Source organism: Flavobacterium sp. J27 (assembly GCF_004303025.1).
Lineage (GTDB): Bacteria > Bacteroidota > Bacteroidia > Flavobacteriales > Flavobacteriaceae > Flavobacterium.
This window is the reverse complement of record NZ_PJQW01000021.1, coordinates 1-26,829: the sequence shown is the minus strand read 5'-3', so window position 1 is coordinate 26,829 and position 26,829 is coordinate 1. Positions and strand designations below refer to the sequence as shown.

Annotated in this window: 27 protein-coding genes; 16 read left to right on the top strand and 11 right to left on the bottom strand. The window is 29.5% G+C overall.

Features of this window, described 5'->3' with window-relative positions:
- The first annotated feature begins 20 nt into the window (after window positions 1-20).
- The 5 genes from CX675_RS19130 (at window position 21) to CX675_RS19115 (ending at window position 3,598) form a co-directional block, all read left to right on the top strand.
- Window positions 21-548, top strand: a complete 528-nt coding sequence (locus CX675_RS19130) for a hypothetical protein (protein ID WP_130736863.1) — start codon at window positions 21-23, stop codon at window positions 546-548.
- Window positions 549-1,022: 474 nt separating this feature from the next.
- Window positions 1,023-2,648: an RHS repeat domain-containing protein gene (locus CX675_RS19125; protein ID WP_130736862.1), complete on the top strand. Its 1,626-nt coding sequence runs from the start codon at window positions 1,023-1,025 to the stop codon at window positions 2,646-2,648.
- 1 nt (window position 2,649) lies between these two features.
- Window positions 2,650-3,057, top strand: coding sequence for a hypothetical protein (locus CX675_RS19120; protein ID WP_130736861.1), 408 nt, complete (start codon window positions 2,650-2,652; stop codon window positions 3,055-3,057).
- Window positions 3,054-3,209, top strand: coding sequence for a hypothetical protein (locus CX675_RS19925; protein ID WP_165396095.1), 156 nt, complete (start codon window positions 3,054-3,056; stop codon window positions 3,207-3,209). The genes CX675_RS19120 and CX675_RS19925 overlap by 4 nt, the downstream gene beginning before the upstream one ends.
- Window positions 3,210-3,217: 8 nt before the next feature.
- Complete coding sequence (locus tag CX675_RS19115) at window positions 3,218-3,598, top strand: hypothetical protein (RefSeq protein ID WP_130736860.1); 381 nt, start codon at window positions 3,218-3,220, stop codon at window positions 3,596-3,598.
- 311 nt (window positions 3,599-3,909) lie between these two features.
- On the opposite strand, the gene CX675_RS19110 is transcribed toward CX675_RS19115, so the two are convergent.
- The 4 genes from CX675_RS19110 to CX675_RS19095 all read right to left on the bottom strand — a co-directional run bounded on the left by CX675_RS19110 (window position 3,910) and on the right by CX675_RS19095 (window position 7,639).
- Window positions 3,910-4,617: a hypothetical protein gene (locus tag CX675_RS19110; RefSeq protein ID WP_130736859.1), complete on the bottom strand. Its 708-nt coding sequence runs from the start codon at window positions 4,615-4,617 to the stop codon at window positions 3,910-3,912.
- A 10-nt stretch (window positions 4,618-4,627) separates the two neighbouring features.
- Window positions 4,628-5,191, bottom strand: a complete 564-nt coding sequence (locus tag CX675_RS19105; protein WP_130736858.1) for a hypothetical protein — start codon at window positions 5,189-5,191, stop codon at window positions 4,628-4,630.
- A gap of 129 nt (window positions 5,192-5,320) precedes the next feature.
- Complete coding sequence (gene mnmE, locus CX675_RS19100; protein WP_130736857.1) at window positions 5,321-6,742, bottom strand: tRNA uridine-5-carboxymethylaminomethyl(34) synthesis GTPase MnmE; 1,422 nt, start codon at window positions 6,740-6,742, stop codon at window positions 5,321-5,323.
- A 153-nt stretch (window positions 6,743-6,895) separates the two neighbouring features.
- A complete protein-coding gene (locus CX675_RS19095; RefSeq protein WP_130736856.1) occupies window positions 6,896-7,639 on the bottom strand; it encodes a DUF547 domain-containing protein in 744 nt (247 codons plus the stop codon).
- 295 nt (window positions 7,640-7,934) lie between these two features.
- On the opposite strand from CX675_RS19095, the gene CX675_RS19090 reads away from it, so the two are divergent.
- From CX675_RS19090 to CX675_RS19075, 4 genes are all read left to right on the top strand, one after another.
- On the top strand, window positions 7,935-9,707 hold the full coding sequence (locus CX675_RS19090; RefSeq protein ID WP_130736855.1) for a DNA mismatch repair protein: 1,773 nt from the start codon (window positions 7,935-7,937) through the stop codon (window positions 9,705-9,707).
- 166 nt (window positions 9,708-9,873) lie between these two features.
- Entirely contained in the window at window positions 9,874-10,815 is a 942-nt protein-coding gene (locus tag CX675_RS19085) for a multicopper oxidase domain-containing protein (protein WP_130736854.1), read from the top strand.
- 13 nt (window positions 10,816-10,828) lie between these two features.
- Window positions 10,829-11,257 (top strand): hypothetical protein, encoded by a 429-nt coding sequence (locus tag CX675_RS19080; RefSeq protein WP_130736853.1) that lies wholly within the window; start codon window positions 10,829-10,831, stop codon window positions 11,255-11,257.
- 45 nt (window positions 11,258-11,302) lie between these two features.
- The gene (locus tag CX675_RS19075; protein WP_130736852.1) at window positions 11,303-12,763 is read left to right on the top strand and encodes a tyrosinase family protein; all 1,461 of its coding nucleotides are present in this window, start codon (window positions 11,303-11,305) and stop codon (window positions 12,761-12,763) included.
- A gap of 245 nt (window positions 12,764-13,008) precedes the next feature.
- Here CX675_RS19075 and dnaN read toward each other — a convergent pair whose 3' ends face one another.
- The 5 genes from dnaN to CX675_RS19050 all read right to left on the bottom strand — a co-directional run bounded on the left by dnaN (window position 13,009) and on the right by CX675_RS19050 (window position 17,854).
- A complete protein-coding gene (gene dnaN / locus CX675_RS19070; RefSeq protein WP_130736851.1) occupies window positions 13,009-14,127 on the bottom strand; it encodes a DNA polymerase III subunit beta in 1,119 nt (372 codons plus the stop codon).
- A gap of 86 nt (window positions 14,128-14,213) precedes the next feature.
- The gene (gene gldG / locus CX675_RS19065; protein ID WP_130736850.1) at window positions 14,214-15,896 is read right to left on the bottom strand and encodes a gliding motility-associated ABC transporter substrate-binding protein GldG; all 1,683 of its coding nucleotides are present in this window, start codon (window positions 15,894-15,896) and stop codon (window positions 14,214-14,216) included.
- A complete protein-coding gene (gene gldF, locus CX675_RS19060; RefSeq protein ID WP_130736849.1) occupies window positions 15,896-16,621 on the bottom strand; it encodes a gliding motility-associated ABC transporter permease subunit GldF in 726 nt (241 codons plus the stop codon). Before gldF ends, gldG begins: the two co-directional genes overlap by 1 nt.
- Window positions 16,622-16,724: 103 nt before the next feature.
- Window positions 16,725-17,021, bottom strand: a complete 297-nt coding sequence (locus CX675_RS19055; protein ID WP_130736848.1) for a putative quinol monooxygenase — start codon at window positions 17,019-17,021, stop codon at window positions 16,725-16,727.
- A 2-nt stretch (window positions 17,022-17,023) separates the two neighbouring features.
- Window positions 17,024-17,854 (bottom strand): S-adenosyl-l-methionine hydroxide adenosyltransferase family protein, encoded by an 831-nt coding sequence (locus CX675_RS19050; RefSeq protein WP_130736847.1) that lies wholly within the window; start codon window positions 17,852-17,854, stop codon window positions 17,024-17,026.
- A gap of 196 nt (window positions 17,855-18,050) precedes the next feature.
- Between CX675_RS19050 and CX675_RS19045 the strand changes: the two genes are divergently transcribed.
- The 6 genes from CX675_RS19045 to CX675_RS19020 all read left to right on the top strand — a co-directional run bounded on the left by CX675_RS19045 (window position 18,051) and on the right by CX675_RS19020 (window position 23,796).
- Window positions 18,051-19,001 carry a PhoH family protein gene (locus CX675_RS19045; protein ID WP_130736846.1) on the top strand — a complete coding sequence of 317 codons (951 nt, stop codon included), beginning with the start codon at window positions 18,051-18,053 and terminating at the stop codon, window positions 18,999-19,001.
- Between the two features lie 206 nt (window positions 19,002-19,207).
- Window positions 19,208-20,647 (top strand): alpha-amylase, encoded by a 1,440-nt coding sequence (locus tag CX675_RS19040; RefSeq protein ID WP_130736845.1) that lies wholly within the window; start codon window positions 19,208-19,210, stop codon window positions 20,645-20,647.
- 121 nt (window positions 20,648-20,768) lie between these two features.
- Window positions 20,769-21,587: an SDR family NAD(P)-dependent oxidoreductase gene (locus CX675_RS19035; protein ID WP_130736844.1), complete on the top strand. Its 819-nt coding sequence runs from the start codon at window positions 20,769-20,771 to the stop codon at window positions 21,585-21,587.
- 10 nt (window positions 21,588-21,597) lie between these two features.
- Window positions 21,598-22,059, top strand: a complete 462-nt coding sequence (locus CX675_RS19030; RefSeq protein ID WP_130736843.1) for a hypothetical protein — start codon at window positions 21,598-21,600, stop codon at window positions 22,057-22,059.
- Between the two features lie 158 nt (window positions 22,060-22,217).
- Window positions 22,218-22,730, top strand: a complete 513-nt coding sequence (locus CX675_RS19025) for a hypothetical protein (RefSeq protein WP_130736842.1) — start codon at window positions 22,218-22,220, stop codon at window positions 22,728-22,730.
- A gap of 118 nt (window positions 22,731-22,848) precedes the next feature.
- Window positions 22,849-23,796, top strand: a complete 948-nt coding sequence (locus CX675_RS19020; protein ID WP_130736841.1) for a phosphoribosylaminoimidazolesuccinocarboxamide synthase — start codon at window positions 22,849-22,851, stop codon at window positions 23,794-23,796.
- A gap of 68 nt (window positions 23,797-23,864) precedes the next feature.
- On the opposite strand, the gene CX675_RS19015 is transcribed toward CX675_RS19020, so the two are convergent.
- Both CX675_RS19015 and CX675_RS19010 read right to left on the bottom strand, forming a co-directional pair.
- Window positions 23,865-24,563: a hypothetical protein gene (locus tag CX675_RS19015; RefSeq protein WP_130736840.1), complete on the bottom strand. Its 699-nt coding sequence runs from the start codon at window positions 24,561-24,563 to the stop codon at window positions 23,865-23,867.
- A gap of 174 nt (window positions 24,564-24,737) precedes the next feature.
- Window positions 24,738-25,826, bottom strand: coding sequence for a M42 family metallopeptidase (locus CX675_RS19010; protein WP_130736839.1), 1,089 nt, complete (start codon window positions 25,824-25,826; stop codon window positions 24,738-24,740).
- A gap of 83 nt (window positions 25,827-25,909) precedes the next feature.
- Here CX675_RS19010 and CX675_RS19005 point away from each other — a divergent pair, with 83 nt between their 5' ends.
- Window positions 25,910-26,581: a DUF4294 domain-containing protein gene (locus tag CX675_RS19005; RefSeq protein ID WP_130736838.1), complete on the top strand. Its 672-nt coding sequence runs from the start codon at window positions 25,910-25,912 to the stop codon at window positions 26,579-26,581.
- Window positions 26,582-26,829 lie beyond the last annotated feature (248 nt).

Genomic DNA, 26,829 nt, shown 5'->3' with positions numbered 1-26,829 from the left:
CAATAACTAATAATTATTTTATGAAAAAAAAAAAAATAATGTTATTTTCATTCTTAATCTTATTATTAAATAATGGATGTAATTCACCAAAATTTTATAATGAAATTAAAAGAATGTATTTCAAAGAAAAATTGACACATAATAGTTTGAAAAAAGATATAAATAAAGAATTATTCAAAAGAATCCAAGATAGATTAGTTCAAACGGAACATATTATTTATTATTATCAACCTGATTATTCTGTTTCAGATAATAATTTTAGTGGTATTATTTTAGATGTTGATAATGGAATTTATTTTTATATTAAAAGAAAAAATATAAATGAAATAATAATTGATACAATTCCTAATTCTGCATATTCGAAATATCAAATAGATAACATTAATTTATTTATAAATAATGAGAAAGAAAAACTAAAAAAAATGGGTGATAAATGTACTTATTCAGGAGTTAATGTTTATGATAATATTTACGAAATTGATTTGGTAAAGAATATGTCTAATAAATTTTATTTTAAAAATTATTTCTATTGTTTAGATGTTCAATAACGGGGTAATGGGTAATGGGTAATGTTTCAGAATTAGTGATACGTATTCTACAAGTAACTAACTATTTTAAAATCAGTAAAAAATTAAAAATAATTGTAAGAAAGATGAGCTATATAGTTCATCTTTTTTTATGTTTGAAACTTTTAAAACAGATTACTTTGTTCCTCGTAATGACATGCTTAAAAAAGAAGACCTTGTGTATTAGAATTAGTGATATAGGAATTCGCCCTCATTGTAATACTAAAAACTTTATCAAATTTATTTTCTTTTAGAATCAATTATAATAACTTAGACAATTTAGGAGATTTTGATACGCAAGGCACCTCATTATATAACGGAAATATTGCTACAACCTACTGGAAAACTGCAAGTGATACTATTTTAAGAAAATATAACTATAGCTATGACAAACTCAATCGTTTATTAGAGGCGAATTACTTAAAACCACAGCATGCTTCTACGCCAGATAATTATTTGGAAAAATTATCATATGATAAGAATGGAAATATCCAAACCTTAGAACGAAATGGAGGAATTACAACCATGGTAAATCCTATTGACGATTTAGTATATACTTATGATCCAGATAAGAAAAATCAGTTACTTAAAGTAGAAGACCACACTACTTCGCCACAAGGCTTTAATGATGGAGCTAATACTACCAACGAATATGGTTATGATGCCAATGGTAATATGACCCGTGATGATAACAAAGGCATTACCAAAATTGCATATAACCATTTAAATTTACCTACCGAAATTCTTTTTGGAACCAACAAAATTGAATATCTTTACAATGCTACAGGACAAAAAGTAGTTAAAAAAGTAACAGAAAATAGTGCGGTTACTACCACTACTTATTTAGGCGGAGGATTTCAGTATGAAAATAGTGTATTACAATTTTTTCCACATGCAGAAGGGTATGTAAAGCATCATTTAGGGTCATATAGTTATGTATTTAATTACACCGATCACTTAGGTAATATACGGTTAAGTTATTCAGATATTGATGGCAATGGTGTTTTAGGAGATGAATATGTGCAAGAATGTTTCACGCAAACTGGAAGAGATGGAAGTCCACAAACATTTTGTAATGATTATTTTATTAGTCCTATTTTAGAAGAGAGTCATTATTATCCTTTTGGGTTGAAACATCAAGGTTATAATACTGATAATGCACAACCAAGTTATAAGTATAAATACAACGGCAAAGAACTGCAAGACGAGCTAGGATTGAATATGTATGATTACGGTTTTAGGAATTACGACCCAGCACTAGGTAGATGGATGAATATGGACAATTTAGCGGAAAAATTTATTACTTATTCTCCTTATCATTATGCTGGTAATAACCCTGTTCTTAATTTAGACATAGATGGTAACCAATTTACAAGTGCTATGCAAATATGGATTGAGAGATTAAGGAATAAAATTATATCCATGCATCAAGAAAATATTGAAGCTATTATTGAAATTCAAAATAAAATAGAGTCTGGAAAATTCGGTCTCTTTCAGAATGAAAAATCATTAAAAAATAAAATTGAAAATCTAATTAAGAAAAATGAAGAATTAAATATGGTTAATGATGAAATAACTGAATTAGAAAATTCAAATCAAGTTTACGATTTAGTCTATAGCTCTAGTGGTACGCAACGTGACCTTGCAACTGGAGCGAGTACTACTACCAATGAAACAAAATTTAATTTTAGAAATGGGAATGTAGAGATTCATGTATCTGCTGGGACTAGTATAGGTTTATTTGCGCATGAATTAAAGCACGCTTATCAATTTGAAAAAGGACAATTTAGTATAGGAAAAAAAATAGAAGGTGTTGATTATTCATATTTATTTTACGATAAACAAGATGAGATAGAAGCTTATAATAGAGGAGCTCTTTTTGGTCAAAGTTTTAACGGTACTTTAAATGAAGTTTATGATAAATTACCAAGGGGACCATATGATTTTAGAAATATACCTTTAATAAGCAATAATAAAAATAATACTTTACAACTTCAAATAATAGCAAGGGACTACATTCAAACTTTTAGAGTGAATGGTCAAACATATTATTTTGGTCAAAAAAGAGTAATAAATGAGTAAGATGAGAAATATTATTTTAATTTTTTTTGTTTTTGTTTCTTGTAAAACAACTTTAAAGAATAATTATAGATCAAATTGTATTTTATATGGTACACCTGAATATACCCTTTATCTTGAAAAGGACAATAAATTTAGAATGATATCATATATTAATGATACAATTGAAGGGAAATGGGCATTTACAATGAATAAATTGACTTTGAAATCTGATGGGTTTATTAAAATCGAAAAAACTGATTCAATTCTGCCTAATTTTATTAATACTAAATATACAATTCATGATGGTTATGAGCAATATATCTTTAAAAACAAAAAGTTATTTTTAGTTTTAGAAGATGGGAAAGTAGATAAATGTTATTACTATTCTGTCCCAACTGCGCAAAATCTCCCTACTTTGAGCCATAAATGAAAAAACAAAAAAACCGACTGAACTATAGTACAACGAATCATCCTCTATTACACAGAATAAAACAAAATCCTCAAAGTGCAGCTGATGTTTTTGATGCTGCTTTTAGAATGGATGGAAAAACTTATGTACCAATTCCAAAACCTATTAAATAATTAGAAATATGAAATTTTTATTAAACATATTATTCATTTTATTATTCATTTCATGTAGTACTTCTTCAAAAAGTATTAAAGAAAAATATGTACTTGATAAAAGTGAAAATAATGCGTACAATGTAATTCTTCATTTAGATAGTAAAAATAATTACAGAATAAATACTATCTCATCTGGTGCATCAGGAGAAACAGTAGGCAAATGGATTCTTGAAAAAAATACATTAATACTTATGCCTAATATTGAAGAAAAAAGTATTGAGGACTTTAATGGAGAACTAGTAGAAGTCGTAAAGTTTAAACCTTTTTCTGATACGATAAAATTTAAAGTTAGAAATAATAAATTAACAAGGATTGATAAGAAGAATCTAATTCTGTATGCTCAGTGATGGGTAGTATTAGATTTAGTGATGGAGGTTTTATGAGTTACTAATGAATTGATAGTCAATAAGAATTAAAAATAATTGTAAAAAAGATGAGCTATATAGCTCATCTTTTTTTTATGTTTAAAGTTCTTAAAACAAAGAAAATACCGAAAAGAAAGATAATGTATTAAATGACTATAAATAAATTTACATTTTTTGTAAGATTAAAAAAAGTAAGCAAAAATATTAGTTAAAAATGGAATTATTTTTATTTAAAAAGGCAAACAAAAAGATAGTTCAATAATGTGTATTACGTATTTATTTTTGGAGTTAAGTTATTTTCTATAACTCTTATCTTGTAATTGGATAAAATTGAAATTGCCTATAATTCGATCGTAAACTCTGCCTTCATATCTGTAAAATTCTTCAATGGCTACTTCCATGTCATTTGGACTTTCTTCTTGATAATTGGCTGTAATAATAGTAGTGATTTTTTTATTTTCACATCTTTTGAAAAGTATTTCTTTAAATATATCCTTTTTCCCAAACCGAGATGCTTCTTTTTCGCTTTTTAAATCATCAAATATTCGAGATCCGTTATTATATTTTTCATTAAAAGCAGCTATATCTTCTTGTATCGTAGTTTCAAATTCTTGAACCACATCAATTACTGCATTGAATTTTAAAGTAATTCGAGATTTGAAAACTGTATTGATTAAATTTTGAAATGTTTTTAAAATGGTGCTTTTTCCAGTCCCATAACCACCTATGATAATTAACCCTTTATGCAATGAAAAGTTGGTGCCAAAGATAGGGTAGAGTAGGCTGGAATTGAAAAAATTATCTTTGTTTTGAAAATAATAAATTAAAGTATAAACTAAATTTTTGGCTTCTATGTTTTCAATAAAAGACACTTGATGATCTTTAAAATATTGAAATTTAAAATACTGATATATTTTTTTTGCCTCAATAGCGTCTGGAAGTCTAGGCTTTTTCAATTCTAATTTATTTGATTTGGTCAATAAATTTATATCAATCTCCATTTTGTATAAATTAACGATTAGTATATATCTTCTTTTTGTTTGTTGAGTTAGTATTATAATTTTTCCAATTGGATAAACGTGTCTCTAAATTCCAAAACTTTTCTTCTTCAAATCGCAGTCGCCCAGTTTGCTTGTTTTCTTCAGTCCAAAATTTAAAAAACTGTTGTAAAACATCCATTGGAAATTGATTTCTGAAATTGAAAATTTGTGTTTTAAAAATATCTATTCTTTCTTTAATTTCTATTTCTTTATTTACTTTATTAGTTGTTGTTATTGGTTTGTTATTAGATTGTTTTTTGTTTGTGTTTGGAACTTCAATAGGTTGGTTACTTGAAATAGGTTTGTCGTTATAAATGATTGATTTTGTGATTTTTATCTTAGTGAATTTGTTTGTGCTTTGAGTAAGAATATATTTTGTTGTTTTAAGTTTTTTTAAAGCGTTTCTAATAATGTTTTCAGATAAGTCTAATTCTTTACTGAGATTTTTTATAGAAGTGATTAATTCTCCAGGGTAAATGATATGTCCTTGCCAATTTTTAGTAGTATAATTGCATTTAAGTAACAAATGAATCATAACTCGAAAAGTGTTATTGTCTTGATACCATTCTCCAGATCCTCAAAGATTCCTGTCTTTGAGGCAAAATAAAAAAACAAAACCACTCTGTTATGGAGTGGTTTTTGATTTATTATCCTAAAGAGAATTTTATTTTCCAATACAGAAATTAGCAAATATATTCCCTAGCAATTCATCATTGGTTACTTCTCCTGTAATTTCACCAAAATAAAACAATGCTTGTCTAATGTCGATAGCCATTAAATCAGAAGAAATGCCAGAATCTAAGCCCCATTTTACTTTCTGAACTTCTTCTAATGCTTTTAATAAAGAATCATAATGACGCGTATTAGTCACAATCGTTTCATTATTTCTAAGCGCACCCGTATTTACAAAAGAAAGTAGAGTGTTTTTTATTTCCTCGATACCTATTTTTTGTTTGGCAGAAAGAGGTACTAGTCGTTGGTTGTTGGTTGTTGGTTGCGGGTCTGTTAAGTAATTTGTAAAATGAGCAATAGATTCAGATTGTAATTGATCTATTTTATTTAGAACTATGATTATTGGTTTTAACGGGAATTTATTTCTGGTTTTCCCAATTTCGTTTTTTAAATTTTCTAATTTACCATCAATCAATAACTGACAGCCATCAACCAAATACAAAACTACCTGTGCTTGTTCAATTTTTTCAAATGTTTTTTGGATACCAATACTTTCCACTACGTCTTTTGTTTCACGAATGCCTGCTGTATCTATAAAACGAAATCCAATGCCATTAATAACTAATTCATCTTCAATAGTATCACGAGTGGTTCCTGCAATATCGGAAACAATAGCTCGTTCTTCATTTAACAAGGCATTCAATAAGGTCGATTTTCCTACATTGGGTTCACCCACAATAGCAACCGGAATTCCGTTTTTAATTACGTTTCCTACTGCAAAAGAATCAATGAGACGTTTTAATACAAATTCAATGCGATTTAGTAGTTCATAAAAAGCAGTGCGATCTGCAAATTCGACATCTTCTTCCGAAAAGTCTAGTTCCAATTCGATTAAAGACGCAAAATTTAATAGTTCTTCACGTAGTTTCGCAATTTCATTAGAAAAACCACCACGCATTTGTTGCATCGCAATTTGGTGACTAGCTTCATTATCAGAAGCAATTAGATCGGCCACCGCTTCAGCTTGTGATAAATCGAGCTTACCGTTTAAAAAAGCGCGTAAGGTAAATTCTCCTGCTTGTGCCATTTTAGCACCTTTGCGTAACAACAACTGAATAATTTGTTGCTGAATAAAAGTAGAACCGTGACAAGAAATTTCGACTACATTTTCTCCAGTATAGGAATTTGGTCCTTTAAAAATAGATAACAAAACCTGATCGTAGGTTTTTCCATTATCTACAATATGGCCTAAATGTATAGTATGCGTTTTTTGTTTCCCCATGTCTTTACCAGAAACCGATTGAAATACTTGTGAAGCGATTGATATAGCTTCTTTTCCAGACAATCGAATAACAGCAATAGCTCCAGCACCTGAAGGAGTGGCAAGGGCAACAATTGTATCTTGAGCAATCATTTTTTATAATTAAAGTGCAAAGATACTGAAAAGATACGAGTACTTAGTACCTAGTAATTAGGGATTAGTTTTTAAGTCTAATGTAAAAGTATTATCATACATCTCTAATCACTAATTCCTAACTCCTAAAAACTAACTCCTAATCCTAAAAACTTATTTCCTTGCTACAAAAGCATTACTTTCAAATTTCATTTTACTGTTCAAACTCCAGTTGTATTCTAAATAAGATATGGTTGCGGTTTCTTTGATTTTGGTATCCGAATATTTATTAATGTAAGACACAATAGAGGTGTTGTTCTTTAGGAAATCAGCAGCAAACCAATCGAATATTTTAGACAGTTTTATTTCTTTTCGGTTAATTGCATTTTTAGTAGGATCATTAATGAATGCTTTGGCTGCGACTTCTAATTGCATTTCGATAGTGTCTCCATAAAAAGGAGTTCGATTAATGTTTGGGCAAGAAAGGGAAGCACAATTAATTGCAAAATGAATTCTTTCGTCTAAGGTTTTACTCAAAATTTCTTTTTCTATATAATTGAGCGATATCAATTGTTCTTTGTAAGGAATATATCTATAATCAAAAGAACCTGCAATATCTTTAATACTGTTAATAGGGAAATTATCGATAATTAATTTCATAGAATACACATTGTATACATTAATCCAATGTGATAATTTTTGATTTTTACTCCAACCATCATACACTTGTATGGTTTCAAAACGTTTAATGACTTTAGCTAAATCGGTATGATTTTCATAAATGGCATCATAATCTACATAACCTTCTTCAGAAACATATTTGTTTAGAAAGTCTTCATAAAATTGGTAATTAATATATTGACTAAAAGCAAGCGATTGGAAAGCAAGCATCACAAAGAGTAAAATTTTCTTTTTCATAAAGCATTTTTTTATTGGTTTGTAAAACTATATGGTATAGCAATTCTTATTTTTCTTATTTCAAAAGTACTGCTGTAGCCTTAAAAAAAATGTTAGCTCTGTAACACAAATGGGTTTTAAGAAAATTATAACATTTTAATCTTCAGCTTATTCAGAACAATGGCATAATTAGTTCAAAATAGCAATTGGTGACCATTACAAAAATGTATCTTTGTGAAAGTATTAGATAATAGAAGGTTCATTGGTAAAAGAAAATTAAGAAGCCAATGTCATTTTTTGTTTATAAATTAGATAGATGGAAGCATATATTTCTCGAAAAGAGACTCAGGAAAATGAAATCAAAAAGATAAAAAGAATACTCAATGTATTAAGTTTACTACGATTTTTATGCGTTGTTATAGTATTTTTTTCTGCTTATAAATTATATGAGAAATTCACAACAACGTATTTTTTATTTTGTTTTTTAGCCACTATTTCCTTTCTCTTTTTATTGCGATGGTATGATAAGAAAAAAGAAAGTAAACTACACAAAGAAGCCCTTGTTGCTATTAATGAAGATGAAATTGCCTTTTTGAAGAAAGAAAAAATACCTTTTGATGATGGAGTTACGTTTAGTAAGCCACATCATGAATATGCTTATGATTTAGATATTTTTGGTTCTAATTCTTTGTTTCAAACACTCAATCGAACCTATACTTACATTGGGAAAAAAGCATTGGCTCATCTCTTAATTTCGGAAATTTCAGAAGTGGAATTATTAGAAAATCAAGAAGCAATTCAAGAATTAAAGTCGAAAATGGACTGGAGACAAAATTTTATGGCGAATGCTAAAGTAAGTAATGATGCTGAACAGTTTTACAATCAGTTGCTAGCTTGGACTAAAAACAATAGTCAACCCTTACCCAAATTCGCTATTATTTTACTCTTTATTTTACCATTACTTTTTTTGGTTTGTACACTGGGATATTATTTTCTAGGTACCAATAATTGGCTAGCTTATGCGACAATCTCATTCTTTGCAAATTTAGGTTTTGCTTCAAATTTTATTCAGAGAATTAAAATCGAAAATGCGCATTCCACTGCTATTGATAAAATTGTAAAGCAATATAGTTTAATGATTGCCACCATTGAAAAAGAAAAGTTTACCTCAAAAAAATTGGTTAAACTGCAAAAAGAATTGCAAAATCAAGAAGGTAAAGCCAGTGGTTTAATGTATCAATTGTCTAGATTGTTTTCAGGTTTAGATAGTGTAGCCAATCCATTAGTGGTTCTTTTTTTTAATGGCTGTTTTCTGTATCATATTCATATTTTACGGAAAATTATAGTTTGGAAACAGCAACATAGGGAACATGTGGAAAAATGGCTGGAAATTATAGGTGCTTTTGAAACATTACAAAGTTTGGCCAATTTTTCCTATAATAATCCTGATTTTTGTTTTCCAACGATTAATGGGAATCATGAAATTTTGCTTACTAATATGTCTCATCCCTTATTATCTGCTACACATAGAGTAAGTAATACGGTTGCCTTTCAGCCACAATCGTTTATCATTCTTACAGGTTCCAATATGTCTGGAAAAAGTACATTTTTGAGAAGTTTAGGTATTAATATGGTTTTGGCAAGAATAGGTTCTGTGGTTTGTGCTTCACAGGCAAATATTCATCCAATGCCTATTTTAGTTTCGATGCGTTTATCGGATTCTTTATCGGATAGCGAATCCTATTTTTATGCAGAAATTAAACGGTTAAAGCAAATTATGGATGCTTTGGATGCCAAACGTTCATTTGTACTTTTAGACGAAATTTTAAGAGGAACAAATTCAGATGACAAACGCTCTGGTACAGTGGAAGTTATTTATAAAATGATACAGAAAAAAGCCATTGGTGCCATTGCTACTCATGACATTGAAGTCTGTTTGACCGCTGACGATTTTCCAAATCAATTAATAAATAAATGTTTTGAAGTAAGTATTGAAAACAACGATTTACATTTTGATTATAAGCTACGAGATGGGATTTGTAAAAATAAGAGTGCTACTTTTTTAATGAAGAAAATAGGGGTTATTTAGTATAATTTATGACTGTATTTTTGGAAACTTATTATTCCATACTTCTTATTTAGAGCTAAGCATACTCTTTATATTTTATTACTAATTTATTTAAAAACAGGTATTTCTACGCTATTCTGTTATTTATCGTTATTATAAATTTGATAAATACTTAAAATAGTTGACAATGCAAATTAAAAGAAAAATTATTTTTGGAATTGTATTTAGTTTAATTACTAATCTTTTGTTTGCTCAAAAAGAAAAATTAATTATAGGAAGAACAACAGGGGAATTAGTCATAAAAAGGAATAAAAGCATACGTGTATTCGGTTTTAGTACGACACTTTCCGGTCAAGTAAGTTTACCTGGTTCACTTATAGAAATGGAAGTTGGTGATACACTTTTTATAGATTTTTGGAACATATCTCAAGGTAATCCAGTTTCTTTATATGCTGAAAATATTGATTTTGAGGCTATTAGTATAGAAAAAAAAGTGGTTAGCAGCAAGCCTATTGATCATATGGAACATGGAATGTATCAGCTAATAGCAAGAAGGAAAGGCACTTATCTTTACTATAGTCCAGAAAATTATCCATTTAATCTTCAAGCAGGCATGTTTGGAACTATTATTGTAAGAGATAAACAGGAAAATAATAGTATTGGAAACAGTAAAGAAATCGTTTGGTGTAGTCACGAGATTGACGTTAACTGGCATACAGATGATATTATGAATGTTACCCATGATGACATAAATATACCCTTAGAAATTCCAGAATATAGACCTAATTTTTTTTTAATTAATGGAATACTTGCAAAAAAAATAAAAGGATTACAACCTTTTAAACCAGTTAATAAAACAGTCACTTTACGACTTGTAAATGCTGGTTTATACAACCATATTATTGAAATTCCTAAAGTTTTAAGACCTAAAGTCATTTATGGAAACCTATCAAATGGTACACCAACTGTAACTGGTATCAAAGTAAGTTTGCATAGTAAAGAAACCATGGAATTACAACTTTCTTTATTTGATTTAAAAAATAATGAATCAATATTGTATCAGTATGTAGATCCCAAAAATGATGCAACTGTATATCAAGTTTCTATTCCCGTTTTTTATAAACAATAATAAATAAATAAGCATGAAAGTAGTTTTTAATACCCTTGTCTTTGTTTTGTTTTTTGTACAAATTTTTGCACAAAATAAACCTACCTTTTCGGTTGTTGGTAATGCTATTAATAAAGAAAGTATAGCAAATGGTAAGCGTTTGGATATTTCTAAAATTAAGGTGGAAAATATCTCAAATAAACCAATATTTCTACTTTGGGAAACAGTATATAATTCTTTTCCAAAAGAATGGGATTGTTCTATGTGTCAACATGGTGCTTGTCAAATCGGAATACCCAAAGGATCATCTTTTAATAAGTTAAATCCAGACCAACAAGGATTTATAGCAATTCATGTTATTCCAGAAAAAAAAACAGGGAGAGGTGTTGTTAAATTTAAAATTTACGATAAAGCAAATCCAGATTATTCACAAATCATCACTTTTGAAGTAGAAGTTCTGTAAAAAAATCAATGACCACTTAATAGTATAATTAAACAAACAAACAAAATGAAAAAAAGAATTCTTTTATTAGGTATGCTTTTGATTATAAGTCTAAGCTATAGTCAAGCAAAAAGTAACATCAAGTATGTACGATTAAATGCTTCTTTACCAGAAGCACAAGCCGATTTGCAGGCTATGAATACTGCTTTTCAGAAAATGCGTGAGATGGGCTGTACAAATGGTCTAGCATGGTATTATCAAGGAGCTATTCACAATATTCCAAGCGTAATCAATGGAACAAATACACTTTGCCCAGAATATCAAAATAGTACAAATAAATTATGGGCTTGGGGAGATTGTACTCATAGTAGAAGTCAGAATGCAAAATTACATTTTTTATTTTGGCATCGAATGTATATTTGGTATTTAGAAAAAATTGTTAGAGAATTATCAGGTAAAGAAGATTTTGCACTTCCTTATTGGAATTATGGGGAAAACAATACAATGCCTAGCCCATTTAGTGAACAGCAAACCTCTCTGTATGAACAAGCTAGATATACTGTACTTAATAACGGAAAACCGATTCCTGAAACGAATGTTGTTGATATTCAAAATGCAATTAACGAATTGCAAACCATTCCTTATTTTGCTGGTAATGGCGGTTTTAGTCAAACATTGGAAGGTTCGCCTCATGGTTACATGCACGATTTAATTGGTGGGTCTTATGCTAATCCAAGTGAAACTTTTTTTAATGAAATTTATCAAAGAGAGAATTTTTCTGGATTAATGGCCAATGTTCCTTCTGCTGGTTTTGATCCTATTTTTTGGTTGCATCATAGTATGGTAGATCGTGTTTGGGAATCTTGGGATGTTTCAATGTATGGGCAAAGACCTACGTTAGCAGATTTAGAAAAATATCCTTGGCAATATGAATTTATTACTCCAAATGGTGAAAAAGTAACATATACGGTTAAAGAAATGTATGATATTGTTTTTAATTTAGATTATAAATATGACAACTTACTTTATACAAGTAATGTTCCGTTAGTCGTATCAAATGAAGCAGCTAAAATAAATAAAAGAGAACTTCAAGATCCTAAAAAGAAGATTATTTGGGAACAAAAAATTGATAAAACATTAGGTTCTAATGAATTTAATTTTAAAATTGTAAATAAGTTCGCTAAAAATACTACAAAAGCCCTTAAAAGTAATACTAGAGCTAGTTTGGTGTTAAATCTAGATGTAGTCGTTTATAAGGAACCCAAAGATTATTATACAGTATACCTACGCTACCCTGGTGAAGCAGATAAATATGTTGGAATGATGACTTTTTTTGGAGTAGCTCATGATCATGGAACTGGAGAAAACCATACAATTGGAGAGAATGGAGTTAAATTAAATTATTCTTATTATGTTTCAGATGATATTACAGATACAGATAAGAATTTTGAAGTAATCATCAAAAAGAATGGAGGAGGAGATGTTAATGTAACCTTAGAAAAAATTAGTGTTACACAAGTTAACTAATTTAGTTGTGAATAAAAAAACTTACCTTATAATTAAAGGTGAGTTTTTTTTATGACAAAACAACGTTTATTAAAGATAAATTGTATAAATAGGTATAATAAACCTTAAAAAATAAAAACCGCAATTACTAGTACAGTTCATGCGGTTTTTGGGTTAAGGTTGGTTATAGTTATTTTTAGAGAATAGAAAGTATCGTAAAATATATCTATTTAAAGACTACAATTTTTTTCTATTTTCTTGTCTTTTTAGTTGCTTAGCATAACAGGCATTACCAGCATAGTTACGGTTTCGCCATCATCTAAGCCGTCAACAGGAGTAAGAATACCAGCTCTGTTTGGCATAGACATTTCAAGTTGTATTTCATCACTAGTAAGATTGTTTAACATCTCTGTTAAGAAGCGAGAGTTAAAACCTATTTGCATGTCATCACCTTGATAATCACATGTTAATCTTTCATCAGCTTTATTTGAGTAATCAATATCTTCTGCAGAAATATTTAATTCTGTTCCGGCAATTTTTAATCTAATTTGATGTGTTGTTTTGTTAGCAAAGATGGCTACACGACGAACAGAACTTAAAAATTGTACTCTATTGATTAATAGTTTATTTGGATTTTCTTTTGGAATTACCGCTTCGTAATTTGGGTATTTTCCATCGATTAATCGACAAGTTAAGACATAGTTTTCAAAAGAGAAAGTTGCATTTGCCTCATTGTATTCAATTTTTACTTCTGCATCAGAAGCGGCTAAAATACCTTTTAAAATATTTAAAGGTTTTTTGGGCATAATAAAATCGGCAACTTGAGAAGCTTTTACATCGGTACGAGCATATTTCACTAATTTATGTGCATCAGTTGCTACAAAAATTAATCCTTCAGGAGAAAATTGGAAAAAGACACCACTCATTACGGGTCTTAAGTCGTCATTTCCAGCTGCAAAAATAGTTTTACTAACTGCTGTAGCTAATACTTCAGCAGGAACAATTGTAGAAGATGGATCTTCTAAAGCCACTGCTTTCGGGAACTCTTCACCTGGAGCATAAGCAATTGCATATTTACCAGAATTAGAACTAATCTCAACCGTATTGTTTTCTTCCACTGTAAAAGTTAAAGGCTGCTCTGGAAATGTTTTCAGAATATCTAACAATAACTTTGCAGGAACTGCAACACTACCTTGACTAGTAGAATCTATTTCTAAACTAGCCGACATAGTTGTTTCTAAATCAGATGCAGAAACATTTAGTTTACTGTTATCTAATTCAAATAAAAAGTTATCTAAAATGGGTAACGTATTACTACTATTAATAACGCTTCCTAATACTTGAAGCTGTTTTAATAAATATGAACTCGAAACTATGAACTTCATTTTTTTTTATTTTAAAACCGTTTATGATTTTAGTTGCACAAATATATTCTAAATTATTAGCAATCACAAAAACATTTTATTAACAACTAGTTGCTATATGCTTTTTTTCTTAAATAAGTAAAAAGTAAGCCAAATAATGCTAAAATTAAGATTGGTAATCCGATAGTTATCATTTGAGCCCAAGAATAATTTTGGTATACTCTTTCTTTATTTAATAGAGGTAAAGATACATCTTTACTTCTAATGTTGATAAGTCCAGTGTCGTCTAAAAGATAATTGACACAGTTCATTAAAAACTCTTTATTCCCATATAAGTTATTAGTCCATTTGTCGAAACCTAGTTCTAATGGAGCTCCTTTTTCGATTTGGTTTTTTATCACATCACCATCAGAAATAACAATCATTTTATTTTCGGCACTTTCTTTCTTAAAACTACTATCTTTAAAAGGTAAAATACGATTGCTATACATCGACGGGAATGAACCTTCTAAAAGAACAGCAACAGGCATTAATCCTTTACCAGTATATTCTTCTGGTTGGGTTTCTTCTGTTACAATATCTAATGAAATTTGAGTAGGAGTACCGATTGGTTTTGAATATTCTGAACTACTTAAAAGTACTGTTTTCTTTATTTTATTATTCAGTAATTCTATAGGTGAAGCAAATTCAAATTTTATTCCTTCCATATTTTTTACCAATGGATGATTGGTTGATGGATATACAAATGGCGAAAATTTCCAGAAATATTGCTGATATTGTGTATTGCTTCCTTGTTGACCAGTAGCTAATTTTATGGGTATTGCCTGTTCGTCTTTTATTAATAATGGATTTATTCGAATACCATATTTAAAAAACATTTCGGTTAAGTTTAAATCAGCATTTTGTGCTAAAATACTTCCTGTTTCATTGTAAAGATCTTCATAGTTGGCATGTACATTATCTAACAACCACAGGGTTTTACCACCGTTCATAATATATTGATCTAGTACCTGTTTTTCTTCATCTGTAAAATTTTCGGTTGGTTTAGCGATAACAGCTAAGTCATAATTTTCTAAGGACGTTAATGTTTCTTTAGGTTTTGAACTTACTGAATCTAATGTGAAAGGAGCCAAAAAATAACTCTCCCTTACTGTTTTTAGAAAATCAGCAATGTAGATGTCTTGCAATTCTCCGTTTCCTTTAATTATGGCAATTTTCTTTTGTTTTTCTTTTGTGATTTTATTGAAAGCTTCCGCAAAAGCAAATTCTAAGTGTTGTACTGAACTAATCACTTTTTCTTCCGTTGAGGCACCCATTAAGTTTTTTAATAAGGCAACTTTGGCACCTTTATCACCATAACTAGCAACAGCCCAAGGAAAAACTACTTCTTGTGTTTGCTTACCTTTATCATCCACAGTTATATTTAAAGGTTGTAACCCTCTTTCATAAAATTGCTTCATTACTGCAACACGTTCTTCTTCTTTTTCAACAGGATTTACAAAATTGATAATGATATTCGGATTGTAAGCGGCAAATTCTTCTAATAATTCTCTGGTTTCGTTTTGTAAACGTTTAAAATCGGGTGGAAAATTTCCTTCTAGAAAGACATCAACAATTAAAGGGCTATCTACATTTTTGATGATATTCAGCGAAGTTTCAGAAAGTGTGTATCGCTTGTCTTCTGTTAAATCAAAACGTTTGAAAAAATAAAAACTAAGGCTATTAATAGCAATTAAAACGATAATTATAATTACTAATGATTTTATATTTTGTTGTTTAGTATACTTCATTACCCTCTCAGTCTTTTTAGTTGAAAAACAGTCATTGATAAAAATAAAACAGTGATACTTATAAAATAAATAACATCTCTAGTATCTATAACGCCACGACTCATACTTCTAAAATGAAAATCCATACCTATAGTAGCAATTATTCTACTGTTTTCAGCAAACATATTGGCTATTCCATCAAAACCAAAATAAAAGATAAAGCAAATAAAAACCGCTATGATAAAAGCAATGATTTGATTATCTGATAAAGAAGAAGTAAAAATGCCAATGGCAGAATAAGCGCCAATAAGGAATAATAATCCAAAATAGGAACCTAGTGTACTTCCCATATCAATATTTCCAGGTGGGTTACCAAAATAAGAAATAATCCAGACATAAATATAAGTGGGAAGTAATGCCATGATAATCAAAAGCAAGGCTCCAAAAAATTTCCCATTAACAATTTCCCAAATAGATAGTGGTTTAGTGAAGAGAAGCTCAATTGTTCCTTGTTTCTTTTCATCTGAAAAACTTCGCATGGTTACAGCTGGAATCAGAAAAATTAAAATCCAAGGAGCTAATTTAAAAAACGGACTTAAATCTGCAAATCCTGAATTTAAAATATTGAATTCACCATCAAATACCCAAAGGAATAATCCGTTGAGAATTAAAAAAATGGCAATTACTAAATAGCCTATTGGCGAACCAAAAAAAGATTTAATTTCTCTTAAAAGTAATGCTTTCATGTTTTTCTATACTTCAAAAATAGTTTAAGTAGGTTTTCTGCAAATGTACTATATTACTTTAAAAACTAATCGACTCAGCGTTTTTTAACAAAAATTAAAATAGTTATACTAATGAAACTAGTTTGTTTACACTCCAAGCCTCCGGTTTATCACTAAAGAAGATTTTTGTTTCAGCCCATACTTTCTTAAAAAGTTCAGAATTCCTATATTTTTCTAAATGATCTTCCGTTTTCCAATAGCTGTATGTAAAAAAGATACAAGGGTCATTTTTATCCTGATACAATTCTAAGAATGTATTTCCTTCAAAATTCCTAATTTTTTCCTTTACTTCATTGAAATTAGAAAGAAATGTTTCGATTTTATCTTCTTGAAATCGCATTTTTACAATTCGTACAAACATCTTTATGAATTAAAAGTTATGGTTACTACATCTCTAAATTTTAAACCTAATAACGTAGATGCAGAACCTACTGTTTTAGGATTACTTTTATAAATAGCTATTTCTAAATACCCATTTTCATTAAAAAGAGCCAAAGCATTTCCTTCGAATGTTTTTAATGAATATTTATCTACATTTTTAAAATCGGAATAATAGCGATGTATGCGTTCTATTTTTTTATTATGAAACTGTATGGTAAAGGATCTTTTTAATGCCACTTCATCAAATAACTTTTTGGAAATGTTTGTTACACAATTGCCAAATTGATCTATGTAAATGATACTTCCTTTGATAGAGAAAGTATCACTTGAAATGATAGGTGTTAATTCATTTACCACTTTTAATTCGTTAATCTCTTTGCCTATAACATGTAGCAAACCACCACGAGCAATATGTGAAGCAACAGCTACAAAAACATTCATAGGTGTAGGTTCTTCCTGTAAACGATCGTGAATGGTAATAGCTACTATTTTTTGAGGGATTTTTTTTTGAATTAAAGCACTTAAAATACCATTATCGGCACATATAAAATACTGATCTTCCCATTGCATGGCAATATGCTGAGTAGTTTCCGTTTTTTCACTATCTACACCAATAATGTGAATGGTGCCTTTAGGGAAGCTTTTATAGGAAGCCGAAATGCAGTAGCTAGCTTCTAAAGTATTGAATAAATCAATATCATGAGAAAGGTCAACAATTACAGGATTTTCAATATTCGAAATTAACTTACCTTTTAAAGCACCCACAAAATGGTCCTTTAATCCAAAATCGGTAGTAAGTGTAATTATTGACATATTTTTGTTTATAACTTATTAAAGATACAAGCGCTGTTTTTCTTAAATTTGAATTATGCTCTTTTACAACTTTAAGCCTAAAAAAGAGAGGTAAAGTTGATAAAGCATATTTTGGAAAACAAACCATAAGTATCCAAAATTGTTTACAAAGCTAGCATAATTTTAGGACAACAAAAATAATTTAAAAAGAAAGCATTTGAACGAGAGAAACATTGAATTAGTAGAGATTACACCAAAAGATTTTTGGGGAGCACAAGACATTCATTTAGAAGCTATTAAAAGACATTACCCTAAATTGAAATTTGTAGCTAGAGGAACTACTCTAAAAGTTTATGGAGAAGAAGAAATTTTAGAAGAATTTGAAGCTAAATTTAAACGATTAATGCTTCATTTTACTAGATATAATAATATTGATGAAAATGTAGTATCCAGAGTTTTAGAGAGTGACGCCCAAGAAACACAATATATGCACGATAGAGATAAAATTTTAGTGCATGGTGTGAGCGGTAAGTTAATTAAAGCCATGACTCCCAATCAACAAAAATTGGTAGAAACCATAACTAAAAATGATATGGTCTTTGCTATTGGTCCTGCGGGTACAGGAAAAACTTACACAGGTGTCGCTATGGCCGTTAAAGCTTTAAAAGAAAAACAAGTAAAGCGAATCATTTTAACCAGACCAGCAGTAGAAGCAGGGGAAAATTTAGGGTTTCTACCTGGAGACATGAAAGAAAAATTAGATCCTTACATGCAACCATTATATGATGCGCTAAGAGATATGATTCCTCATGAAAAATTAGAAGACTATATTTTAAAAGGCATTATACAAATAGCTCCTTTGGCATTTATGAGAGGACGTACTTTAGATAACGCTTTTGTAATTTTAGATGAAGCGCAAAACACCACTCATAGTCAAATGAAAATGTTTTTAACCCGTATGGGAAAAAATGCAAAATTTATGATTACTGGAGATCCAGGACAAGTCGATTTGCCTAGACGAACTATTTCAGGTTTGAAAGAGGCTATTTTAATTTTAAAGGATGTTGAAGGAGTTGGGATTATTTATTTAGATGATAAAGATATTGTACGTCATAAATTAGTTAAGAAAATAATTGACGCTTATAAAAGTATAGAAAATCACGATTAGATTTTATATTTTAAGACGAAAAAGAGCTGATAATCAATTTAATCAGCTCTTTTTTTGTATCATAAAATGGAATCATTTACTTTTTGTTACTGTTTAAATAAAATTTATTAACACGAAAACGTTTTCGTTGATGTATTCGTAATTTTTAAATAAAATAATTATCAATTTTATATTAATTTAGATAAAATTTCAAATAAATGTAAAATATGAAACAAACTAAACAACTACGATTTTTAGCTTCTTGCTTAGTACTATCATTCTTGTCTTGCACTCAAGAAGATAGTTTAAATAAGAATGAAGATGACTCAAGAGATTTCAAAACGATTCAGGTAACAAATCATGATGGAAGACCATTTAGTACGGGCGATGACAACTCTAATCTAACAGGAAAATATGTTGCTAATGCTGGAGGAGGTGTGTTAATGCAAGGTTTTTACTGGGATGTACCAGCAGGTGGAACATGGTGGAATGTAGTAAAAGGAAAAGTTACAGCTTGGGGAAATGCAGGTATTGAAGCAATCTGGTTACCTCCCGCTTCAAAAGCACAAAACGGAGCATATTCTATGGGGTATGATCCTACTGATTATTATGATTTTGGAAATTACAATCAAAATGGAAGTGTAGAAACAAGATTTGGTTCCAAAACAGAATTAACCAGTTTAATTACGGCTGTCCATGCAGAAAACATGAAAGTGTATGCAGATATTGTTATCAATCACAACAGTGGTGGGCAATTAGAAAATAATCCTTACACAGGAACTCAAACTTGGACAAATTTCTCTGGAGTTGCCTCTGGGAAATTTCAAAGAAGTTATCATGATTTTTATAAAAATGCTTATGGAAATAATGATGAGGGTAGTTTTGGAGGTTTTCCAGATTTATGTCATGCTAATCCATATGTTCAAGATTGGCTATGGGGAAGAACAGATGCAGTAGGTAAGTATTATAAGAATACTATGAAATTTGATGGATGGCGTTTTGATTATGTAAAAGGATTTGGTCCTTGGGTAGTAAACCAATGGAATGCTAATGTAGGAGGTTTTTCTGTTGGTGAGTATTGGGACGCTAATGCAGCTACACTTGAATGGTGGTGTGACAATGCCAATAGCTCGGCTTTTGATTTTGCGTGTTATTATAAAATGGACGAAGCATTTGACGGGAATGATTTAACCAAACTAAGCACTGGAGATATGCTTTGGAAAAGAAGACCGTTTCGCGCAGTTACCTTTGTTTCTAATCATGATACAGATCAAATCTGGAATAAGAATTTAGCCTATGCTTATATTTTAACTCATGAAGGATATCCAACTATATTTTATAGAGATTATGAAGAGTGGTTAGATAAGAATAAACTAAATAATTTAATTTGGATTCACAATAATAAAGCAACGGGTAATACCTCTATTTTATATGCCGATACTGATGAATATATTGCAAGAAGAAATGGATATAATGGAAATCCAGGATTAGTTGTGTATTTAAATAATTCTAATTCATGGCAAGAAAGATGGATTCAAACCAATTGGGCAAGCACAACCATAAAAGATTATACAGGAAATTCTAGTTGGTATCCTACAACACAAGGAGACAAATGGGTAAAAATACAATGTCCGCCAAACAGTTATTCTATTTGGTCAACGTTATAGATTTTGTGTTACGTTATTTTTGAGTTATAATTTGATTTGGTGCTGTGCAGTAATTGTACAGCATCTTTTTTTGGTATTGTCTATTAAAAAAGTTTTATTTGCATACCCTAAACAATAGAATTTGAAAAATATACTGATTACTGGTGCTTCTGGAGGACTAGGAAAATTAACTACAAAATATTTTGCAGACAATGGCTGGAATGTTATTGCTACAATGCTAGATTTACATTTAGCAGATGATTTAAAGGCTTATTCTAATGTGAAATGCTATGAATTAGATGTTACTTCAACTGCAAGTATTGAAAGGGCGAAACAGCAAATTTTACAAGATTTTGCAACAATTGATGTAATTATAAATAATGCTGGTTTAGGGTATCGAAGTTTTGTTGAATTAGCTGAAGATTCTAAAATAGACACTATCGTGAATGTTAATTTATTAGGTGTTATTAAAGTTTGTAGAGCTTTTATTCCTGTTTTCAGAGCACAAAAGAACGGTATGTTTATTAATATTTCTTCTGTTGCAGGTTTAGTTAATTTACCTCTTGGAAATTTTTATCACGCAACTAAAAGAGCAGTGGAGAGTTTTTCTGAATGTATGTCTTACGAATTATTGGATTTTAATGTAAGTGTGTGTACAGTACAATTTGGAAATGCACCTACCAATTTTCAAAAAAATGTTGCGCAATGTCAAATTTCTGAAATTACATCTTATGAAGAAATGAAATGTAAGATTAACACAATTTTGACAAAAAAAACAAAGAAGAATAAAGATTTAACATGTAAGATAATTGCAAAATTGTATGATATTGCAGAGAATCCTCAAAAAAGCTTTAGAAAATATACTATAGGTTTTGATGCTAATTTTATGAAGTATTTAAGAAGAATTTTAGGTTATCGTTTGTTTAACAAATTAATTAAAAGAATAGTCCTTAATAAATAACAAAGCAGTAATGAAATATTTTTTTAAGTACGAAAAAGGGTATGTTAATATAGATAAAGAAAATTTTTATTTGACTACTAGCGGTAATTGGTCAGAAACAGCAACAATTTTAGAAAAATCTGCAAGGTTGAAAAGTATATATATTAGAAAAAAAATAAAAACCTATAGCTTTTATGCAATGTTATTAGCATTTTCATTATTGCTTTATTTTAATATTAACAATGGTAAGAATGGAAAAATAATGCTTCCTGTAGGCATTGTTTTATTGTTGCTTTCCTCTTTCAACTACTTCAGAGCAGGTTCAGGTAACCAATATAAGATTCCTCTTAGTAAAATTAGTAAAATGGAGTATTCTTTTAAAAATTTAAAAATTTATTTCAAAAATGCAGATAATCAAGATGATTTTGAACGCCTTGAAGGGATCGAAGAAAAAGGAATACAAATTTTAAAAGATCTTAAATTAATTCGGTAATTCTATAGTATTTTTCTGTTTTTTAATGAGTTATGTTTTTTTTGTTGTAAAAAAATCAAATCAATTCTTTTAATTCTGTAAATTTTTGTAAAAATGATGTAATCGACTAAACTACCAATTTGCAGAAATTTGTAACATAATATTAAAAAATAGACATTATGAAAAGATTATTTTTAATTATCGGATTATTAGGACTTAGTCCGATTTTTTCACAAGAAACAGAAATAGATATTACACCAGACAATTCGTGGTTAAAAGCAGGTATAACAGCAGGTATTCCAGTAGGTGATGCGGGAGACGTTTCCTCATTCAATTTAGGATTAGACCTTAGAGGACAATATTTATTCAATCCAAATTTTGCTATAGGTGTTGCTTCCGGTTATAGTCATTATTTTGCAAAAGATAATTTTGAAGATTTTGGAGTAGTTCCTGTAGCTGGTTTCTTAAGATATTATTTTACTCCTAGCGGATTGTTCTTTGGTTCCGATTTAGGATACGGATTTTTAACCAATGTTGAAAATAATGATGGTGGTTTGTATGTAAATCCACAAATTGGATACCATGATAGAGATTGGAATATCTATGCTTTTTATCAAAATACATTTGCTGATAATGATGTCGATTTACAAACGATTGGAGTAGGAGTAACATATAATATTCGATTCAAATAAAATTGAATAATAAATAGTAGTAGTAAAAAGGAAGAAAGTAATTTCTTCCTTTTTTTATTTTGATATTGTTTAGCATTGGGAAACAAATTACATTTGCACTTCAACAACACAACATTAAATGAATACAATTACAAAGACTCAATTTAGTTTCCCAAATCAAAAATCTGTTTATAGAGGAAAAGTTAGAGAAGTGTATAATATTAATGACGAACTTCTTGTCATGATTGCTACTGATAGATTATCCGCTTTCGATGTGGTTATGCCTAAAGGAATTCCTTATAAGGGACAAATTTTAAATCAAATAGCTACTCGCTTTATGCAATTAACCGAAGATATTGTACCAAATTGGCTAATCGCAACTCCAGATCCCAATGTGGCAGTAGGACATCTTTGTGAACCTTTTAAAGTTGAAATGGTTATCCGAGGCTATCTTTCAGGTCATGCTGCTAGAGAATATAATGCAGGAAAACGAATATTGTGTGGTGTTACACTACCAGAAGGGCTAAAAGAAAACGATAAATTTCCAGAACCAATTATTACACCTACAACAAAAGCCGATTTAGGAGTGCATGACGAAGATATATCTAAAGAAGCTATTCTTGCTAATGAAATAGTAAGCGCTGCTGATTATGAAGTTTTAGAGAAATATACTAGAGCTTTATTTCAAAGAGGTACTGAAATTGCAGCTTCTAGAGGATTAATATTAGTAGATACTAAATATGAATTTGGTAAAACAAAAGAAGGTAAAATAGTTTTAATTGACGAAATTCACACACCCGATTCATCCCGTTATTTTTATGCTGAAGGTTATCAAGAAAGACAAGATAAAGGAGAAAGTCAAAAACAATTGTCAAAAGAATTTGTACGTCAATGGCTAATTACCAATGGATTTCAAGGTAAAGAAGGACAACAAATTCCAGAATTGACAGATGGATATATAGAAACTGTTTCTGAAAGATATATAGAATTGTATGAAAATATATTGGGAGAACAATTTATAAAAGCAGATATTTCTGATATAGATAATCGAATTGAACAAAATGTTCTAGCGTTTTTAAATAAATAATAAATAAAAAATGCCTTAATCGAAAATTAAGGCATTTTTTATTTATTATATCTAGTATCTAATAGATATTATAAGACTTTTTCAATGGAAAAATTAGTTGATAACGAAGATCCAGTCGAGCCACTATTACTCGATTTTAATTTGGCATCTCTCGTTACATTATTATCATAATCTGTAAAAATTCTAAATCCATAAGAATGCCCTTGCATTAACTGAAGATAATTAGTAATACCATAGCTTTCATTTCTTCCACTTCCCATCCCAGTATTATTATTATCTCTATGTTTGAAAGTCCTTCTTAACACCCAATGATTTGACGTAAAATCCCATAAACCAATTAAAATATCTACATCTTTAGAATTGTTACTATAATCGCCAATATCAAAATCCATCGATATTTTATAATAACCATCTATTGAAGGAGAATATCTTCCAGTAGTAGTGTTGTATTCATTTAATACATCAATAAGTTCATTGCTTAAGATGATATCTTTAAAGTTATAGTCTAAATTAAGCGATAAATCATTAGATAAAAAGCCAACAAATTTAATTCCTGGAGCTGTCACATTATTAAATCCAGTTACTAATGTTCCATCTTCTGTAACAGAAACAGGTGTGGTTGTTCCAGAAGTATTAGATAACCCTCTAATACGTACATTTCCGTTAACATCTAACTCTTTTGTAGGATTTGTAGTACCAATACCTACTTGGGAAAACACGAATAAGGGGCAAGCTAAAAGTAAAAACAAAATCTTCTTTGGATTCATAATTAAGTATTTGGTTAATAAAATTGAATAGTAATAGTTTCATACTCAATTTGATAACACAAATCTCAAAAAATATCTTAAAGTAACACAAACAAATCGATAATTAGCGGATAAAAACGGTAAACAAGCAATTTTGGTTAATATTATGCAAAAAAAAGCCCAACTGGGCTTTTTTTATTTGAAATATGAAAAGTTATGGTTGTTTTCAATTTTTAGCAGACTTTCATAAATTAAACGAATTACATTTTCCACATCTTCTTTATGTACCATTTCTACAGTAGTATGCATATAACGTAATGGTAAAGAAATTAAAGCCGAAGCTACTCCACCATTACTGTAAGCAAATGCATCTGTATCTGTTCCTGTAACTCTAGAAGTAGCATGTCTCTGAAAAGGAATTTTATTTTCTTCAGCCGTTGTAACAATCATTTCTCTAAGAATATTTTGAGTTGCAGGAGCATAAGCAATTACAGGACCTTTCCCTATTTTTAAATCACCTTCTATTTTTTTATCAATCATCGGTGTTGTTGTATCATGGCATACATCTGTAACAATAGCAACATGAGGTTTAATGGTTTGTGTAATCATTTCAGCACCACGTAAACCTATTTCTTCCTGAACAGAATTAACGATGTATAAACCAAAAGGCAATTCTTTTTTATTTTCTTTTAGTAAACGTGCCACTTCTGCTATCATAAAACCACCCATTCTATTGTCAATAGCTCTACAAATAAACTTGTTCTCATTTAAAATTTCAAATGCATCAGGATAAGTAACCACACAGCCTACATGAATACCTAATTTCTCCACTTCTTCCTTTGTTTCACAACCACAATCTATAAAGATATTGTCTATTCTTGCTGGCTCTTCTTTCGATTTATTACGGGTATGAATCGCAGGCCACCCAAAAACCCCTTTTACAATTCCTTTTTTAGTGTGAATGTGCACTCTTTTTGAAGGCGCTATCATATGGTCACTTCCTCCATTTCGTATTACATATATAAAACCATCGTCTGTAATGTAATTCACATACCAAGAAATTTCATCACTATGACCTTCAATAACTACTTTATAAGGAGCATCTGGATTAATAACTCCTACAGCGGTTCCATAAATATCAGTAATAAAGGTGTCAACATATGGTTTCAAATAATCCATCCATATTTTTTGTCCTTCAGATTCATATCCTGTTGGTGAAGCATTATTTAAATAATTTTCTAAAAATGTAAGAGAAGATTTTTTTAATATCGATTTTGAACTCATATAATATTTATTTTTTTGCTAAATTATAAAATTGCAAGAAGAGTTATCCATTATTTATTTATTTTTGAGTATATTTTTAAGCTATGAAAAATTATTTAGTACTCTTTTTTATTCTAATAGTTACATCTATTAAAGCCCAAGTTGAGGAAAACTTGCAGATGACAGCTCAAGATTCAACTTTATTATATTCTATACAATTAGAAGAAATTGTAGTTTCTAAAAATGATGTATCTGGATTAGATGAAGAAAAAAAGAAACTACTAATATTAAAGAGGAGAGTTTATAAAACATATCCTTATGCAAAATTAACCTCTGAGAAATTATTGCAGATTAAAGCAACTATGGCCAAGCTAAAAACAAAAAAAGAGAAAAAGAAATATTTTAAGATAGTAGAAAAGTATCTACAAGAAGAATTTGAACCACGTTTAAAAAAATTATCTAGAAAAGATGGTCAAATTCTTGTAAAATTAATCAATAGGCAGACAGGAGAGACTACTTTCGATTTAATTAAAGAATACAAAAGCGGTTGGAAGGCCTTTTGGTCAAACAATACAGCAAAACTTTTTGACATTAATATAAAGGAAGAATATAAGCCATACGATGAAATCGAAGATTTTCATATTGAAAACATCTTAATAACTGCATTTAGTAAAGGACATTTAGTAAATCAAGTAGCTGCAAAACCTATAGACTTTGAAAACTTAAAAGCAACTTGGCGTGAAAACATAAAAAAAATAAAAGAAGCACAGCAGTAAAATAATAATTTTCTTAAATTTTTAGTAGCAGATAAAATTTGCGATTAAGAATTTTTGTCCCGCTTTTCGTTTTATCTTTTTATTTTTAGGGATAAAAAATAAAAAGGATGCCACTACAATCGGGGCTATTAGAGTGGTTTTGTACTTTAAAAGTTGTTTTTCTTTTTTTACCTTATATATAGTATAATAGTATTAAAGAATAGAATTTACTAAAAGAGGCTATATTTTTCCTTTGAGACAGAAAAGTT